This window comes from Pirellulales bacterium (assembly GCA_019694455.1).
Taxonomy (GTDB): Bacteria; Planctomycetota; Planctomycetia; order Pirellulales; family JAEUIK01; genus JAIBBY01.
In genome coordinates, this window is record JAIBBY010000049.1 from 23,188 (window position 1) to 38,991 (window position 15,804).

Annotated in this window: 13 protein-coding genes; 3 read left to right on the forward strand and 10 right to left on the reverse strand. The window is 62.2% G+C overall.

Going from position 1 to position 15,804, the window contains the following annotated elements; genetic code table 11:
- Positions 1 to 2 precede the first annotated feature (2 nt).
- From K1X71_16900 to K1X71_16925, 6 genes are all read right to left on the reverse strand, one after another.
- Entirely contained in the window at positions 3 to 1,307 is a 1,305-nt protein-coding gene (locus K1X71_16900) for a PQQ-like beta-propeller repeat protein (protein ID MBX7074822.1), read from the reverse strand.
- Positions 1,308 to 1,310: 3 nt separating this feature from the next.
- The gene (locus tag K1X71_16905) at positions 1,311 to 3,155 is read right to left on the reverse strand and encodes a redoxin domain-containing protein (protein ID MBX7074823.1); all 1,845 of its coding nucleotides are present in this window, start codon (positions 3,153 to 3,155) and stop codon (positions 1,311 to 1,313) included.
- A gap of 190 nt (positions 3,156 to 3,345) precedes the next feature.
- Complete coding sequence (locus K1X71_16910; protein ID MBX7074824.1) at positions 3,346 to 7,407, reverse strand: DUF1080 domain-containing protein; 4,062 nt, start codon at positions 7,405 to 7,407, stop codon at positions 3,346 to 3,348.
- Between the two features lie 276 nt (positions 7,408 to 7,683).
- Positions 7,684 to 8,310: a hypothetical protein gene (locus tag K1X71_16915; protein ID MBX7074825.1), complete on the reverse strand. Its 627-nt coding sequence runs from the start codon at positions 8,308 to 8,310 to the stop codon at positions 7,684 to 7,686.
- A gap of 24 nt (positions 8,311 to 8,334) precedes the next feature.
- Positions 8,335 to 8,925: a type II secretion system GspH family protein gene (locus K1X71_16920; protein MBX7074826.1), complete on the reverse strand. Its 591-nt coding sequence runs from the start codon at positions 8,923 to 8,925 to the stop codon at positions 8,335 to 8,337.
- A gap of 111 nt (positions 8,926 to 9,036) precedes the next feature.
- Positions 9,037 to 9,864, reverse strand: coding sequence for a DUF1080 domain-containing protein (locus K1X71_16925; protein ID MBX7074827.1), 828 nt, complete (start codon positions 9,862 to 9,864; stop codon positions 9,037 to 9,039).
- 195 nt (positions 9,865 to 10,059) lie between these two features.
- Between K1X71_16925 and K1X71_16930 the strand changes: the two genes are divergently transcribed.
- Positions 10,060 to 11,088 carry an MBL fold metallo-hydrolase gene (locus K1X71_16930; protein ID MBX7074828.1) on the forward strand — a complete coding sequence of 343 codons (1,029 nt, stop codon included), beginning with the start codon at positions 10,060 to 10,062 and terminating at the stop codon, positions 11,086 to 11,088.
- A gap of 8 nt (positions 11,089 to 11,096) precedes the next feature.
- Here the strand turns inward: K1X71_16930 and K1X71_16935 are convergent, their stop codons facing one another.
- From K1X71_16935 to K1X71_16945, 3 genes are all read right to left on the reverse strand, one after another.
- Positions 11,097 to 11,591 (reverse strand): hypothetical protein, encoded by a 495-nt coding sequence (locus tag K1X71_16935; GenBank protein MBX7074829.1) that lies wholly within the window; start codon positions 11,589 to 11,591, stop codon positions 11,097 to 11,099.
- 35 nt (positions 11,592 to 11,626) lie between these two features.
- Complete coding sequence (locus K1X71_16940) at positions 11,627 to 13,030, reverse strand: bifunctional folylpolyglutamate synthase/dihydrofolate synthase (GenBank protein MBX7074830.1); 1,404 nt, start codon at positions 13,028 to 13,030, stop codon at positions 11,627 to 11,629.
- Between the two features lie 170 nt (positions 13,031 to 13,200).
- Positions 13,201 to 13,398 (reverse strand): hypothetical protein, encoded by a 198-nt coding sequence (locus tag K1X71_16945; GenBank protein ID MBX7074831.1) that lies wholly within the window; start codon positions 13,396 to 13,398, stop codon positions 13,201 to 13,203.
- Positions 13,399 to 13,676: 278 nt separating this feature from the next.
- Between K1X71_16945 and K1X71_16950 the strand changes: the two genes are divergently transcribed.
- Entirely contained in the window at positions 13,677 to 14,513 is an 837-nt protein-coding gene (locus K1X71_16950) for an RNA methyltransferase (GenBank protein MBX7074832.1), read from the forward strand.
- A 26-nt stretch (positions 14,514 to 14,539) separates the two neighbouring features.
- Here K1X71_16950 and K1X71_16955 read toward each other — a convergent pair whose 3' ends face one another.
- Positions 14,540 to 14,635, reverse strand: a complete 96-nt coding sequence (locus K1X71_16955; GenBank protein ID MBX7074833.1) for a transposase — start codon at positions 14,633 to 14,635, stop codon at positions 14,540 to 14,542.
- Positions 14,636 to 14,795: 160 nt separating this feature from the next.
- On the opposite strand from K1X71_16955, the gene K1X71_16960 reads away from it, so the two are divergent.
- The gene (locus K1X71_16960; GenBank protein MBX7074834.1) at positions 14,796 to 15,392 is read left to right on the forward strand and encodes a hypothetical protein; all 597 of its coding nucleotides are present in this window, start codon (positions 14,796 to 14,798) and stop codon (positions 15,390 to 15,392) included.
- The last annotated feature ends 412 nt before the right edge of the window (positions 15,393 to 15,804 follow it).

Genomic DNA, 15,804 nt, shown 5'->3' on the forward strand with positions numbered 1-15,804 from the left:
GGTCATGGCTTATCTCCTTCGCTAGTCAATCGAACGCATACCATCTCATTGTCGCCCCGCGCCCAGCACAGGTCGCCAGCCAACGCCGGATGCGCCCAGGTCGGCTCCACGATCTTGACGCGGCTCTCCTCGTGATAGCCATCGCGATTCAGGCGGGCCAGCACCAACTCGCCGTCAGAATTCAGCGCCATCGCGCGGTTGCCGTCTCCTAGCCACACCAGCGATGCTTGCGGATTGCGGCCGCGCGGCGTCAACCGATTGCCGTCATTCCACAACACCTTGCCAGTTCGCATTTCAAAGCAAGTCAGACCGCGCGACTTGTCGAGCGAGTAAACCAGCCCCTCGCGCGTCAATGGCTGCGACATCAGCCCGCGCAAGTAGCGATTCTCTTCCCACAGCAGCTTCGCCTCCCGCACCGAGGCGCCGAGTTCAATCGCCTTCGAACCTTCCCAATAGCCGGTGACCAGGATCACGCCGTCGTGAAACACCGGCGTTGCGATCGATACGCCATAGGTCACTTCGTACGGCACGCTCCAATACACCTCGCCCGTCGCCGGCGCAATGCCAAGCACGTGCAGCGGCGTCCACGCCACCAATAGCGCTTCGCCCGCGTACTCGATCACAATTGGTGTGGCGTACCCTGCCGCATCCGCCGCCGCGCGCCAAACTTCATTACCCGTTGTTTGATCGAGCGCCACATAACAGCCATCGGGCTTGGCGCCAGGATGGTAGACGACCAGGTTTTGAAAGATCACCGGCGACGCCGCCAATCCCCATTCTGGTATCACGGCGCCCGCTTCACCGACAAAATCCTTCGACCACAACACCTTGCCGCTGGCCGCGTCCAGGCACAAGGCGTGCCCCATCGCCCCGAGCGTGTAAACGCGCCCCGCGTGCAGCGTTGGCGCCGCGCGTGGCCCGTTGCCGTAGTCCAAATTACCGTACTTCACGGGGTAGGCGTGTTGCCAAAGCAACTTGCCGGTCGCGGCTTCGTAGCAGAGTACCCGTTCGACCTCTGCCCCGGTGGTCGAGATTTCGGCCGTTTGGCGATCCATCGTCAGCGTGCGGCCATCGGCCACCACAATGCCAGCGTAGCCGCCGCCGATCGGTTGCTTCCACACCTGCGGCAGCCCAGCCGCCGGCCATTGATTAGGCAGTTTCGGCGCCTGCCACGTGCCATCGCCACGCGGCCCGCGCCAGCGCGGCCAATCTTCGCCATTGGCAGCGAAGCCAAGCGTCAGCGCAAAACTAAGGGCGACCGCGATCCAATTCGCCAGTCGCCCTGGTTGCGTCTCCACGCGCGGCATGCGCTATTCGCCTTCGTCGTCTTTGCCGCGCCGGTGATCGGTGTACGTCGCCGGATCATCCCCCGCGGGCACAGCGATATCGTACCAACCAATCATCATCTCTTCCCAGGTCTGGTCCCCCCACCGCACCTCGCTGGTGGGATCGGGATTGGCCAGGTTCTCCTCCGAGTTGTCGAAGTGCGCGGTGCACTTCAATACCGAGCCGGCCGGCGCCACCAGCGCCTTTTCAAAGATGAAATGATTCTGCCAGTTGAAGTCGTAACGCGGCACGTCGAGCAAAATCTCCTTACGGCCGTCGGCGTACGCCAATTCGTAACGGAACGACTTGCCACGCAGGTGCATATGCGGAAACAGCGACATCACCGTGGTGTCCTTGACGAACTTTCGCTCGCTCTTCACCTCGTGGTTACCATCTCCGGCAGGAATCACAAACCGCCCGTTGCTGGCGTTGCCCGTCACGACGCGCTGCTTCACCGACTTGGGATCTTTGACGAAGCACAGCCCCACCGAACTGCGATCGACCTGCTCCGTGCCGTTCGACGTGTAGTGCATCTGAAACACCAGCTTCGACCCCGCCGGAATCAGCTTGGCCATGCCGTCTGGCAGCACATAGGGTCGCGTGCCCGGCGCGTAGCCCACCAAAAACTGAAAGCCGCGCGCGTCCTTGGGATTTTCGGTCGGCGGCTTCACGAACACGATGATGTGATGCACCACCGAGCGATTGTCGGGCAGACACTCCGCCACTCGTACCCATTTGTCTTCGGTGAACCCCGGATCGACCATGAAGTACTGGTACGCCACCGTCCCTTCGGCCGGCACGGTATAGGGCTTGTCGGCGATGTGAATCACCGCATCGGGCGAGTCGGGCATCTGCCAGCCGCTGGCAAATTGCGGCGCCGGCGGCAATTCGCTCGGGTCGCCTTGCGGCGCGCCGGCCGCTGCCCAGGCCGCGATCTGCTGCTTTTCCTCGTTGCTCAGACGGGCATCGTTCGAAAACGTGCCGTGATTGGGATCGGCGTGCCACGGCGGCATCCGCCCCTCGCTCACCACCTCGGCGATCATGTCGGCCCAGCCCGCCGACTCGTCATAACTGGTGAGCGCGAACGGGGCAATTTGTCCATCGCGATGGCACTCCACGCAATTGGCGTTGAAGATTCTTGCAATCTGCTTCGAATAGGTCACCTCGGCGTTGTCCTTCACCGGCCGCGCGCGGCCAATCAGGCAGCCGTCCGCTTCTGTCACTGGCGCGCTCACCGGCTTGCCTGCCAATAATTCGCCAATCGCCCGCTTCAATTCTTCCGACGTCGCGGCGGGGCGCTGATAACTGCCGCCGTTGTGAATGCCATATTGATCGTCAATCCGCCCCGCATAGCGCACCACACGGTCTTGATCGAGCAAGAACACCTGCGGGGTGCGCGTCGCCCCGATCTGATCGGCGATCACATTGCCGGTGTCTTTGAGCAGCGGAAACTCGATCTTCGCGTCGCGGGCAAAATCGGCGATCTCCGCCAGCGAGTCTTGCCGGTTTGAGTCGATGCCGACAAAGGCGACGCCCTGCGACGACAACTCGCTGGCCAGCTTGACCAATCGCGGGGCATACAACTTGGCCAGTGGACACTCGACCCCCAGGAACGCCACGACCACCACTTTGCTACCGCTCAGATCGGACAACTTGACTTCCTTGCCGCGAAAATCTTCCGCGTGGAAATCGTGAATCGTCTTGCCAATCGCCGCGGCGTCGCTGCCGGTCGGCGATGGCTTGGCCCCATAGGTCGCCTGGCCGATCGCCAAAGTGGCTGCCAGGGCTGCGCAAGACACAAGACCACGAGTGATGCGAGGCTCGTACATGGGTCTACCCTTGACCAGATGAGTGGGCCGCTGACCGCGGCCTGTTACGATGTGACGCGAGATCCAACAAGAAAAGCGTTGGCCGCCGATAGTCGATTCCCCGCGACTTCCGGCGCGCCGATATTCTAACACCAGCCAAGGCTGGCACAGCTAGTTGCCGTCGGTGGTCAGAAAGGGGACCATACCGGTCCTATTTGGCGGCCTGGGCGCCTTCGGCCACCGGCTCACTGGTCTCCACGGTCAACGCAAAATTGCGGTAGCGGGCCTCCATGGCCGGACCGGCGTGTAGTTGCAGCGCCAGCACTCCTCGCCGGGCGCCCGCCGCGTCGTCCAGATCGACGCACAATTGGCCGTTAATCCAGGTGCGAATGCGACTGCCTGTGGCTTCGATTTCGTAGTCGTTCCAGTCCCCCGCCTTCACATACTGCTCACCCGACTTGTCCCACAGCAGGCCGCGGCCGCGCTCCTCATAGAGTTTGCCCCACCAGCCTTTGCCGATATCGGCCTGATATCCCTGCACCTCGCCGTCTTCCAGCGGCCGGGAGCGGAACTGCACCCCACTATTGGCGGCTTCGCCGGTGAGCTTTACCTGAAACTTCAAGCGGAAGTCTCCCACCGTCAGGTCGCTCACCAGAAACTCGTTATGATCCAGGCCCCCGGTCCGGCCGACCAACTCACCCCCCTCAACGCTCCACAAGTCGCGATTGCCGCTCCAGCCTGCCAGGTCCACGCCGTTGAACAGGCTCGCCGCGTTCTCCGCCGTCGCCAGCAGCGGCGTCTGCTGCGGACTCGCCAAGTAGGCCACCAGTGAGCGAATTTGATGCTCTGATAGCGGCTGCAACACATCGTCGGGCATCATCGATTTCGTGCTTGGCGACAGTTCGTCCACTTCGTCACGCGGCAAGACGATCGTTTCGTTGGCGGTGGCCAGCGTCAGCTTCTGGTCATCTTGCTCGCGGATGATGCCGGTCAGCACTCGGCCATCGGTGGTGGCGACAACGGTCGCCATGTAATCTTTGGAAATCAATGAACTCGGGTCGAGGACGTTGGACAGCAGATAATCGAGATTGGCCCGGTTGGAGCCCGTCAACTCCGGCCCCACCTTGCCCCCCACGTTGAATAGCGTGTGACACTGCTGGCACGTCTTGAGGTACATCGCCCGGCCTAGAGCCACATCGGGTTCTTGCTTCGGCTTGGTTGTTAGCAGTTTGCGATGCTGCGCGATCCGCTCGGCCACGTCGGCGCTGGTGTCGCGCACCTCTCCCCAGACGCTGCGAATCCGCTCGTCGAGTGATTTGTCCTTGAGGTTGCGCAACTGGCGAATGACATCGGCCGAAACATCGCTCGTGGCGATGGTCTTGTCGGCCAGGCCGTTCAGCAGCTTGGCGGCATAGCTGGTGCGCGAGGCCAAGGTGGCCAGCGCGTCGCGTCGTTCTGCGGGATTGAGCTTGGCGTACACCCCCAGAATCGCCGCGGGCGTCTTTTCGTCGCCGTAAGCCGCCAGCCCGCGCAGCGCTTCTGCGCGTAGCGCGTCGTCTGTCAGCAACCTTTGCAGCACTGGGGCCAATTGGTCGTCGCGCGCGGATAGCAACGCCACGATCGCGGCGCGACGTGTGCTTGTCTCTTGCTGCGGGTCGGCGGCCTTGCGGCGCAATTCGGCGAACGCCGCCGGATCGCCCAGTGTCACCGCCAGCGATTCCACGGCGTTGCGCACGCGCTCGTCGGCGCTCGCCCGTAGCTTGTCGGCCACGTCGCTCCATGCTGCGGGCCGCGGCGCTCGGCGGCGCCCTTTCAGCCCCAATTGAACTCCTTCGAGAATCGCCAACTGCCGCGCCGGATCGGTCTGGCGCCCCAGTTCATCCACGACAAGCGCCAAATTCGCTTCCTTGGCCCCGTTGGCCACGCGCCGCGCGCACATGGCCAAAAGCTGTTGTAGCGGCGAATCGCTGACCAGCGCCAAACCTCGCGCCCCATCGGCCGCCACCAACGGCTCTAGCGCATACCAATAACAAAGCGGCAGGTTGTGATCGTCGGCGTCTTCGCCATGCTTGGCCAGCGCCGCCATCAAATCCCAGCGCTCGGCCAGCGGCACGCGCTGCGCCGCCGACGCCAGAAACTTGCGCACCACGGGCGAATCGTCCGCTTGGGCCAATTGCGTCATCTTCGGCAATGCGGCCGCGAGCCGCGCCTCATCTTCCGACGCAATGCGGATCGTCCACGCCCGCACATACGGTTGATCGTTTGCCAAGCCGCGCTCGATCTGCGCGTCGTCCAGCCCGCCGGTGGTCGCCAGGGCCCACAGGTTCCGCAGCCGCCGCGATGGATCGGGATGCTCAAACGCCCGCTTAGCCAACAGTTCGCGCACGCCCGGCCGCAATGTCCCCGCCGCGGCGCGCTCCTGCAGCAGTCGCCGCGCGTGCCGCACGAACCACTCGTTCTTGTGCAACAGTAGATCGGCCAGTTGCTCGTCCCCCAGAGCGGCCATGTCGACCGGCGCCGCCGGTTGATCGCCGTACACGATCTTGAAGATGCGCCCATTCGAACGATCGTGAATGTCGGGTTCGACGCGATGGCATTGGTTCTGGTCGTACCAGTCGAGCATGAAGACGTTGCCGTCTGGGCCGTAATACAAATTCAAAATCTGCGACCAGCTATCGTTGGCCAGCAAAAAATCGGCGCCATGATGGCCCACAAAGCCCGAGCCCGCTGGCTCCAGAACGTCGACATTGATTCGCGCGCCATGAATGTTGTTCATGAAGATCTGGCCGTGATATTGCTCCGGCCAATGTCCGCCTTGATAGATCATCGCGCCCGAGTGGGCGTGTCCGCCCCCCGCGGCGTCAGAGCGGTTGTTGCCGGCGTGTGGCTGCGCGCCCACCCAATGCACATGGTCGGCGATCGTCTTGATGTCGTCGTAGGTGTGCGGATTAAAGTGCGAACCCGCTTGCCGATGGTAGCGCGCGCCGGGAATCATGTGGAACAAGTGCGGAATCACACAGGCCGTGCAAAAAGCCTCTCCGTGCTCGTCAAAATCGACACCCCACGGATTGCTGGTGCCGTGCGCGAAGACCTCGAATTCGTGTCGTGTGGGGTGGTAGCGCCAGATGCCGGCGTTCAGCGGCGTGCGGTCGGCGCGATCCGTGCCCGGCTTGCCCACCAGAGAATGCGTGAACACGCCATGGCAACCATATAGCCAGCCATCCGGCCCCCAGATAAAAGCGTTCAACGTTTCATGCGTGTCGTGAAACCCCCAGCCGTCGAGCAATACCTCGGGCGGGCCATCGGGTCGGTCGTCGTGATCCCGATCGGGGATAAACAAGAAGTGTGGCGCCGCTCCGACCCACACGCCGCCAAAGCCCAGCGCGATGCCGCTGACCAGGTTCAGCTTTTCGATGAACACCTTCCGCTCGTCGAAATGGCCGTCGCCGTCGCGGTCTTCAAAGATCAAGATGCGGTCGCGAGCGTCTTCGTCCTTGCTGCGATGGGGGTAATTGTGAGCCTCCGCCACCCACAGCCGACCACGGTCGTCGATCGTCATGGCGATCGGCTGTTGCACGTCGGGTTCGCCGGCAAACAGCTTGACCGAAAAACCGGCCGGCACACTCATCGCTCGCGCGGCTTCCTCTGGCTCTAACCCCGCATGAGCGTACTCGTCGGCGATCGCCACCACCCGCTCGGCCGGAAACGCCGGCTTGTCGGCATGCAGTCGAAAGTCGTCGAAGTTGATGTGCCCCCAGCCATTGCTCGACTCATCGACGAGTCGCACCATCGCCTGCTGGCCTGCGTACGGACGCAAATCGACCACGGCGAATTTGAGCCCCTCTCCGTTGTCGCCGCTGGTCTTGAAGAGCACCTGACCGTCGCTGACCCGCACCAATTCCACCCGCGTCTTGGGGCTGTTGCCCCCTGCCACCATAAAGCTGGCCCACGGCTGATTGATGGTGAAAGCCGCTGAAGTGAGTGTCCCTTGCGGCTCGTCTCCTGCCAGTTCATAGCTGCCGATCCAGAACTCCCCTTGATGACCGCTCTGCATATCGGGCCGGCGGCCACGCACGGTGTCGCCGCGCACCGGTTGCTTCTCGAAGGCGGCGCCGGCGGCTACCCAGCCATCGAGCTTGCCCGACTCCAGATCGAGATTCAGCGGCCGGCCGTCCGCGCCTTGCGGCAACACTCCGGCGGCGGGGTCGGCGCCACGAGCGGAAGCCAGCGACAAAATAGCCAGGCAGAAGACCGGATAGATGGCGTATTTCATTGGACCAGCGTGGAATGTAGTTGACGAAAAACAATACGCTGCGATGGCTGCCGTGCCGCGATCAGCCGCAGCTTACGCTGCTGTCGTGACGCCGCCGCCTGCCAAAACCTCCAGCATAAACGGGCGGTTATACCAAGGCACGAAGCGTCCGGCGACAAATCGATTTCGCCAGCGAACCCGTTGGGGGGGATTCCGATGGCGCCGACGATCCCTACCCACCCGGCGGCAAGAATGCCGACCGGAAGAAAAAAATTGCCCCGACAGCTTGGGGTGATGCTAACCCCAGCGGCCGCCGCGGCCGGGGGGGAGTCCCCGCTGTTGGCGTCGTTCGCGCATTTGGCGCGAGTACTCATCTCGCATCCCGCGCTGGGTGGCCGTGGTGCGGCTCAAATATTCTTGTCGGCGTTGATTGCGATCGGCGCCCGACATATTCGACCAGCGTTCCCGTCCGCCGCCGTCTCGGCCGCGATCCCCCCCCGCGCTCCGATTTCCCTCGCGGCCGCCTCGATCTCGATTGGCGGTCTGCGGCCGGTTGCGCTCCTGCTCCCAGCGCTTTCGCCACTGTTCCATCTGGTCGATCCGCTTGTCCAGTTCCTTGGTCCGCTCTTGCGGGCTTAAGGCAAAAAACTTCGTCAGCTCTTCCTCCATCCGCTTGTTCATCTGCGCCTCGCGACGTTGCCGCAATTGCTGCCGGGTTTCGTCGGGCAATTGCTCGATCGTCTGGCGAAAATCGCCCCACGCCTGGCGGCGCTGCTCGTCGGTCATCCCCTCGCGGTTGTTAAACAGTTGGTCGGCCATCGCTTCGACCCGCAGCACCTCCGGATCGACGCTCGGTCCGCGCATCGCCCACACCACGCCGCCAATCACTAGCAGGGCCGCCGTGACGCCAATCGCCTTCTTCATGGCCAGCTCTCCGCGAAGCGTTACTCAGAAATTGTCGACATGCCCATCGAGATATAGAAAATTGCGCGTGCCGCGATGGAACGTCGTTTCGTCCTCCTCGTCGACGCGCGAGCCCCGAATCCAAGTGCCGTGAAAGTTCTCAAAGTCGTACATCAGCATCACCTCGCTCGAGGCGTACCGCTCATTGCCGTTGCGGTCGGCCGTGAGTTGCACGCGCCGTTTTCCGGCCAAGCGAGCCGAGGGGTACTCGTAGCTCAGCTTCTCCACTTCCGCGTACTCGGTGTCGCTGGGGCAAACGAACACCGGCTTGCTGTTTTCGATAAACGGTCCCAGTAATTGCAATATGTTCTCGCGCTGCGGCGCCACGCTCGGCAGGCTGGGTGCGTCGGGAAACACCCCCTCGATCCCCTGCCGATCGACATACATCATCAGCGCCAAGCCAATCTGTTGCAGGTTGGCCTTGCAGTGCGTCTGCCGCATGGTGGCCTGCGAATACATGACCGCCGGCAGCAACATTCCGATCAGGATCCCGATGATCGAAATCACCACGAGCAGTTCAATCAACGTGAAACCATGTAGGGGCCGGCGGCGCGAAACCGGCTGTCTTTTGCCCATAACATCCCCCCAACGCTTGCTGGCCAATGAGTTGGAGAACACGACAGAACAATACGTACGCACTCTCCCCGTTCGGTTGAACCCCGCCGCTGCCCGCTGGTTTCGCGAAATTTATCGCTTGGCCTTGGATTTGGCCGAAAGCGGTCGCAGCTCGACCTTTCGGACAAATAGCTCCGCCATCTCGGTCTGGATCAAGATCTTGCCCGAGGTTGGCGTCACCTGCTTGGCCTCGTTCACCAGCCGGTCGTTCACAAACACCTGCACGTGTGGCCCGTCGCACACGGTCCGCACCGTGGTCCACTCGCCCAGGGGGCTCTCCACATCCTCTTTGCCGCGGAAGCCAATTTTGTCCTCCCAGTCGGGGTCGCGGCCATACCAATTCACCCGTCCGGCGGTGAACTTCTCCGCTTTGCCCCCTGCCTTCCAGATCGCCTCGCCGTCGCGATCGCGCGCCACCTCGCTCACGATCGCAACCTCGGTCGGCGAGCCATCGGGTCGCTTGCCGTTGATCACTATAAAGTCGCCGGTTCCCCCTTCGATCAGTTGCACTTCGAGGCTTGGCATCCAGTTCTCCAGCGCGCTGCCATCCTCACCGTTGGCGTAGACCAAAACGCCCGAGTCGCGCGTCGCCTCGCGCCGCGAGCCCCAGGTCTTTTCGCCCCAGCGAAACTCGACGATCAGCTCAAAATCGGCGTAAGTCTTTGCGGTGGCCAGATAACCGAGGCCATCGCCGGTGATGTGCAGTTGCCCATCTTCGACGCGAAAAACCTGCTTGGGATCTTCGTATCCAGATTCCTTGAGCCAGGCGCGCCAGCCGGTCAGATCGTGTCCGTTGAATAACGCCATTGGCTCCTGCGGCACAATCGGCTCTTCGCCACATGCCGAGCCCGCGACCATCACCATCATTGCCAACCAGTGCCAACACGCCTTGCATTTCACAACGGTCTCCTCTTCCGAGAAATGGTTTTCCAGCCGGCAATTCTCGCGACCACGGCGGTCGACTGCAAACGCGGTCAAAAAACTGGCCATTCGGGCGGCGATTGCCGGTTGTGACGCCGCATGCGCCGCGATAGAACAGACTCACCCCCCTGCCGCTGAACCACCGCCTCCCCCCTCAGTGGACACGCTGCGCCCATGGTCTCTCTGACCGAACTTCCGCCTATTGAACGATTTCAGTCGAGCTCGGGGGCCAAGATTTACCGCCTGCCGGTCGAGGCCTTCCCCGGCTTCATCGCCTATGCCTACGTCGTATTCGATGTCGGCCCGACCACGATCATCGACACCGGTAGCGGCTACGGCAACTCGAACGATCACCTGCTGCAAGGGCTGGAAGCCATTCGCACCCAGTTTGGCGAACCATTCCACGTCAGCGACATTCGTCGCATCATCCTCACGCATGGGCATATCGACCATTTTGGCGGCCTGCCAATGCTCATGGAGCATACCGACGCCGAGATCGGCATTCATGTGCTCGATCGCCGCGTGTTGGCCGCCTACGAAGAGCGGGTGACCGTGGCCACCAAGGCGCTGCGCGTCTATCTGGAGCGCGCCGGCGTCGACGCTGATTTTCAGCTCAAGCTCATGGAGTACTACGGCTTTTCTAAAAAGCATGTCAAATCGCTCCGCGTCGATTTCACCATCGCCGATGGGCAGACGATCGACGGCATGCGCTTCATCCACACCCCCGGCCACTGCCCCGGCCAGGTCTGCGTGGTCATGGGCGACGTGTTGATCAGCGCCGACCACATTTTAGAAAAAACCACCCCGCACCAATCGCCCGAGAGCATCACCAACTACAACGGACTGGGACACTACCTCGAGGCGCTCGATCGCGTGGCCGAGTCGCCCGGCTTCGATGTGGCGCTCGGCGGGCACGAAGGCCCCATCCGCGATGTTTACAAGCGCATTGGCCAGATTCGAGACAGCCACGATCGCAAGCTCGATCGCGTGCTCGACGTGATTCGCGCCTCGAACGACCCGATCACCATCAGTCAGATCTCGAAAGAGATGTATCCCCGCGTCAAGGGATTCAATATCCTGCTCGCGCTCGAAGAAGTCGGCGCGCATGTCGAGTACCTCGACCAGCACGGACAACTCCAGGTGAGCAACCTGGACGAGGTGGAGCGCGAGATGAACCCCGCGCTCCGCTACCGAGTGGTGTAGCGCGATTTCTACGGCACCGGTTCCAGCGCCAAGAGCTCCAGATCAGTGTCGAATCGCACGGTGATCGGCGTCCATTGCAAGGTCGACGTGCCCATCTCGTCCGCCGCCGCGGTACGGTAATAGACAAAGTGCCACACCACCGGGAAGCGCTCGCACTTGTAAAGATATTTGAGCAGCACAAGGTCCTGCCCAATTCGCCGCGCCGCGATTTGCTCGTGGCCGCGGTAAGCGCCAAATCGCGTGGGGATCTGCGCGGTGCTGGTCTGTAGTTCGGCGAGCGACGCCGACCGCAGCAGCGCGTTGTTGCCGGCCAACAGCGTCTCTAGCGCGGGCCCCGCTTCGCCGGTCGAGATTGTATTAAAGAACCGATCGACCTGCGCGTCGAGCGTTTGCACCACGGTATCGTTGCTGGGTCCGTTTTGGCCCCAGGCGGTCATTCCCCAGGCCAAGGCCACACACAGCGTGGCCAGCGCCGCGCTGACTCGCAATCTGCTCTTCTTCATCGCTCCCTCGCTATTCCAGGTCTGGCAGTTCCCGCTCACGCCATGCTGCGCACGGCGCTATTGGGCGCCGCCGCCGGGCCGTCCCAGAGCGCTCGCATCTCCGCCGCCAGATAAAACGAACCGGCAACGCAGATCAAATCGTCGGCGCCCGCCCATTGTTGCATAGCTTCCCAGGCCAGCGCCGCATCGGCGCACACTTGCACGCGCGGGTCCCCCGTCCACGGCGCCGCCAGTTCGTTGGCCGGCACGCCGCGCGGGTTGTTCGCATACCGCGTCAGCACCACCCGATCGAACGCCGGGACCAGCCGCCGCAACATGCCAGCGTAATCCTTGTCCTGCGTCGTGGCGAACACCAGCGCCCGCCGGCAGGGGTCGAAGCTCTCGTTCAAGGTTTCCAGCAGCGCGCTGGCCGATGCCACATTGTGCGCCACGTCCAGCACCACCGCTGGCCGGCGCGATACCACCTCCACTCGCGCAGGGCACGGCGCTGTCGCCAGCCCCTGCCGAATCGCCGACTCCGGAAGCCGCCAACCTTGTTCGCGGAGCAACTTCAAAGTCGCTAGCGCCACCGCCCCGTTCTGCGCCTGATGGCCGCCCAAGGCCGGAAGCGCCACATCGGCTAGCGACCAATCGCGAGACGAAAAATCCATGCGCGGCTGGTTGGGCCGCAAATTCAACGATCGCGCGGGCTGATAAGCAAACCGAAAATCTCGGTCCAGTTCCACGAGGCGGCTGCCATTTTCCCTGGCGATGCGTCGAATCACGTCGCGCGGCTCTTGCGGCGTCACCCCGCTCACCACTTGCACGCCGCGCTTGATGATGCCCGCCTTTTCGCCGGCGATCGCCGCCAGCGTGTCGCCCAGTTGCCGCATGTGGTCCAGGCTGATGCTGGTGATAACCGACACCACCGGCAGGCAGATGTTCGTCGAGTCGAGCCGGCCTCCCATGCCCACCTCCAGCACGGCGGCGTCGACCCGGCGGCGCCGAAATGCCGCCAGAGCCAGCGCGGTGGTGATCTCAAAATAGGTCGGTCCAAACTCCCCCGGCAGCCGCACGGCCGCCCGGTCCATGGCCTCGATGTGGGGGCGCAGTTCGGCGACCAACTCCCCCAGTTCGGCGCCGCTGATCGCGGCCCCGTCGACGGCGACCCGCTCTTCCGTGCGGTTCAGATGGGGCGAACTGAACAGGCCCGTTCGACGCCCGGCGGCGGTCAGCGCCGACGCGATCATCGCCGCCGTCGAACCTTTGCCCTTGGTGCCCGCGACATGCACCACCGGAATATGGGCCAAGGGATCGCCGAGCCGCTCAGCCAGTTCGCGCATGCGCTCCAGCTTCCACTCCGTCGCCCCGAGGCTGGCGACCGCGGCGCGCTCGTAGTCGATGCGACTATGCAAAAATTCGATCGCGGCGTCGCGCGAAGTCGATTCGGCCCAAGTCATGGCACGCGGATGATCCCAAACTGCGCGAGATAAAGCGTGCTATTCTACTCGCCGCGCGCTTCCCCCGTCAGCCACGTTCCAGAATGGCGTGCGGGCCGACAAGCACGGGCGAATGCTTGCCGGCCCTAGGGTTGGGAACGCCAGAAGGAAAGTTTGGGACGATCGCAGGTTCAGGCGGCGCGGACGGCCGGTCCCCGCTCGGCGACGCGCGAGGCGTCGCACAGGCGACGAAACTCGTCCAAATCGCGCTTCATGACCTCCGACAGATAGTGTTGGCTGGTCTCGTCGGCCACCGTCCACTGGTCGTAACAGTGACGCAGGTGGTCGAGAATGTCGTTCATCCAGTTGAGTTTGGCCGCTCGTTCCATCGTGCTGGCCCCCGGGGGCGAAGGACTGGGTTTTTCGAGTTTTCGGGAACTCGGTTGCAATCGGTATTAGCACCCCGCGTGCCAATTGCTGTCAGCGTGTCGATTGAACCGGACAATATCGACCTAAGTCGCTTTGCACCAGCAGCTTGCCTGCAATGTGCGCCGCGACCAAAATAATTCGCCGCGCCGGCCGCTTGCAATTCTTGCAATGCCTGGTGCAACAATGGGATCGCGATTCCACGACGAACTTCCGTAACCGTTGATCCTTTTCCAGGCCGATGATCACCAGCCCCCAAAATCCCCGCGTCAAAGAGGTGGCTCGCCTGCGCGATGCCCGCCATCGCCGCCGTGCCGGCCGCTACCTCATCGACGGCGCCCGCGAGCTTTTGCGCGCCATCGAGTCGCGCGTCGCGCTGGAAACGGTGTTCTACTGCCGGGAGTTGTGCCGCACCGCCGATAGCCAGGCCGTCCTCGCCCGACTCGACGCCCTGAATGTCGAGCGCTGCGAAGTGGCGCCGCGCGTGCTCGAAAAGCTGGCCTTTGGCGACCGGGCAGAAGGGGTCTTGGCCGTGGCCATCACCCCCCAGACTCGGCTCGACCAAATCCAACTACCGCCGTCGCCATTGGTGGCCGTGTTGTCTGGCCTCGAAAAGCCGGGCAACATCGGCGCGGTGCTCCGCAGCGCCGATGCGGCCGGCGTGTCGGCCGTAATCGTGGCCGACGGCCAGGTGGACCTGTTTAATCCCAACTGCATTCGCGCCAGCCTGGGCACGATCTTCGAGATGCCGCTGGCCACCGCCAGTTCATCGGAAACGCTCGACTGGCTGCGCGCCAATGGTTTGGCGATCTTCGCCGCGCTGCCGACCGCGGAGCTTGAGTACACACGCGCGAACCTCTCCGGTCCCGCGGCGCTGGTGCTCGGCAGCGAGGTCGAAGGGCTTTCGTCGCTCTGGCACGCGCCTGGCGTGACTAGCATTCGGCTGCCCATGCTGGGACTGGCCGATAGCCTCAATGTTTCGGCCACGGCGGCCGTACTTTTTTACGAAGCGCTGCGCCAACGCCTCAGCCTGCGCTCCAGCAGCATAGCGGAGTTCCCCCAACCCCGATCTTCATAATGAGTGGTACAGGAATTTGAGGCTGGTCAGCCTCCCTTGCGGTTACGCTTCCGCTCAGGCAAGTGCGGACGGATCTTTTCCCATTGCTCATCCGTGACTTTGACATCGTGTCGCTTGGCCATCAAAAGTCTCCTTTCGATGACACGTCCTAACTCAACTCCTTGCACAGTGGAAGGTTAGTTCACGACGGTTTTGAAACTAGCTCTACTTGAGTCTCGTGGATGGCGATTTGATCGTGCAACACGCGCATACCGCCCACCGGGAAGCTGAAGGCAGAGAGTCTTGAATATGGTTACATCGTTAGAAAAGATTTCCTCCGAAGCATTTAGATTTCTCGAGTCGTCTTTTAAGTTCCAACGTGTGCTTTCTAGTGAGACGTTGGTCCGGTGGGAGTCGAACAACGTTTTTGTACAAATTCGATACGATGCCCACCGCTCATTTGAAGTGAGCTTGGAGATTGGCCAAACGGTGTGTAAACTTCCACAATTGGGGCCACCGTTTTCCCTCGGGGAGGTGCTAGGTGTCGCAGGCCTCCCCCTCGCGCAGCGGCCTTTTTTTCAAGCAAGTACAGAAGAAAGGCTGAAGGCGGCACTAAATGAAATTGCCCAGCTGCTTGTGCGTTACGGATTACCTTTTCTTCAAAACGATGCGGACGCATTTGTCGCTCTTACACAGCAACGCCGCATTGACTGTGATATATATGCTCAGGAGCGAGATCTAAGACAAATTCGAGAAGCTGCTGACAACGCATGGCATGTAAGCGACTACAGAACCGTCGTCAAGCTATATAGAGACAAACGCGAGTTTCTTACAGCGACCGAAACAAAACGTTACGAAATTGCGTTGAAGCACTTAAGCGCTATTAACCCGGCAAGTTGATACTGTGCTGTTTCTCCAGTACAGCTTTGGTCGAGCCAGCTTCCTTCTGCGTCGCGCTGGCAAACAGCAGCAACAGCGAACGGTACAATCGCGTCATAGCTCGATCTTCGGCAAGTCCTTGGTCGTCAATAGGATGACGACATTTTGGCACACCGCCGACGGCCGGGCAGCCGGCTTTGAGAGCGCCATGGTGTTGCCGCCGAACACTCAGAAAAAGCGTCGAGGCGACTTGCGGCGGGGATCCCCCGCGGGCTACCCGCCGGCATGCTTTGGAGCGGCGCGCCCACCGAATTTGACCTAAATATATACAAGCGCGCTTTTGGCTCAATCCCCGCGCCGCAGTTAACCAGCCCCTCAACGGTTCGTAACGCGCCCGACGCGCGAGCGACCACCGAGACGAGCAGCTCTGGCC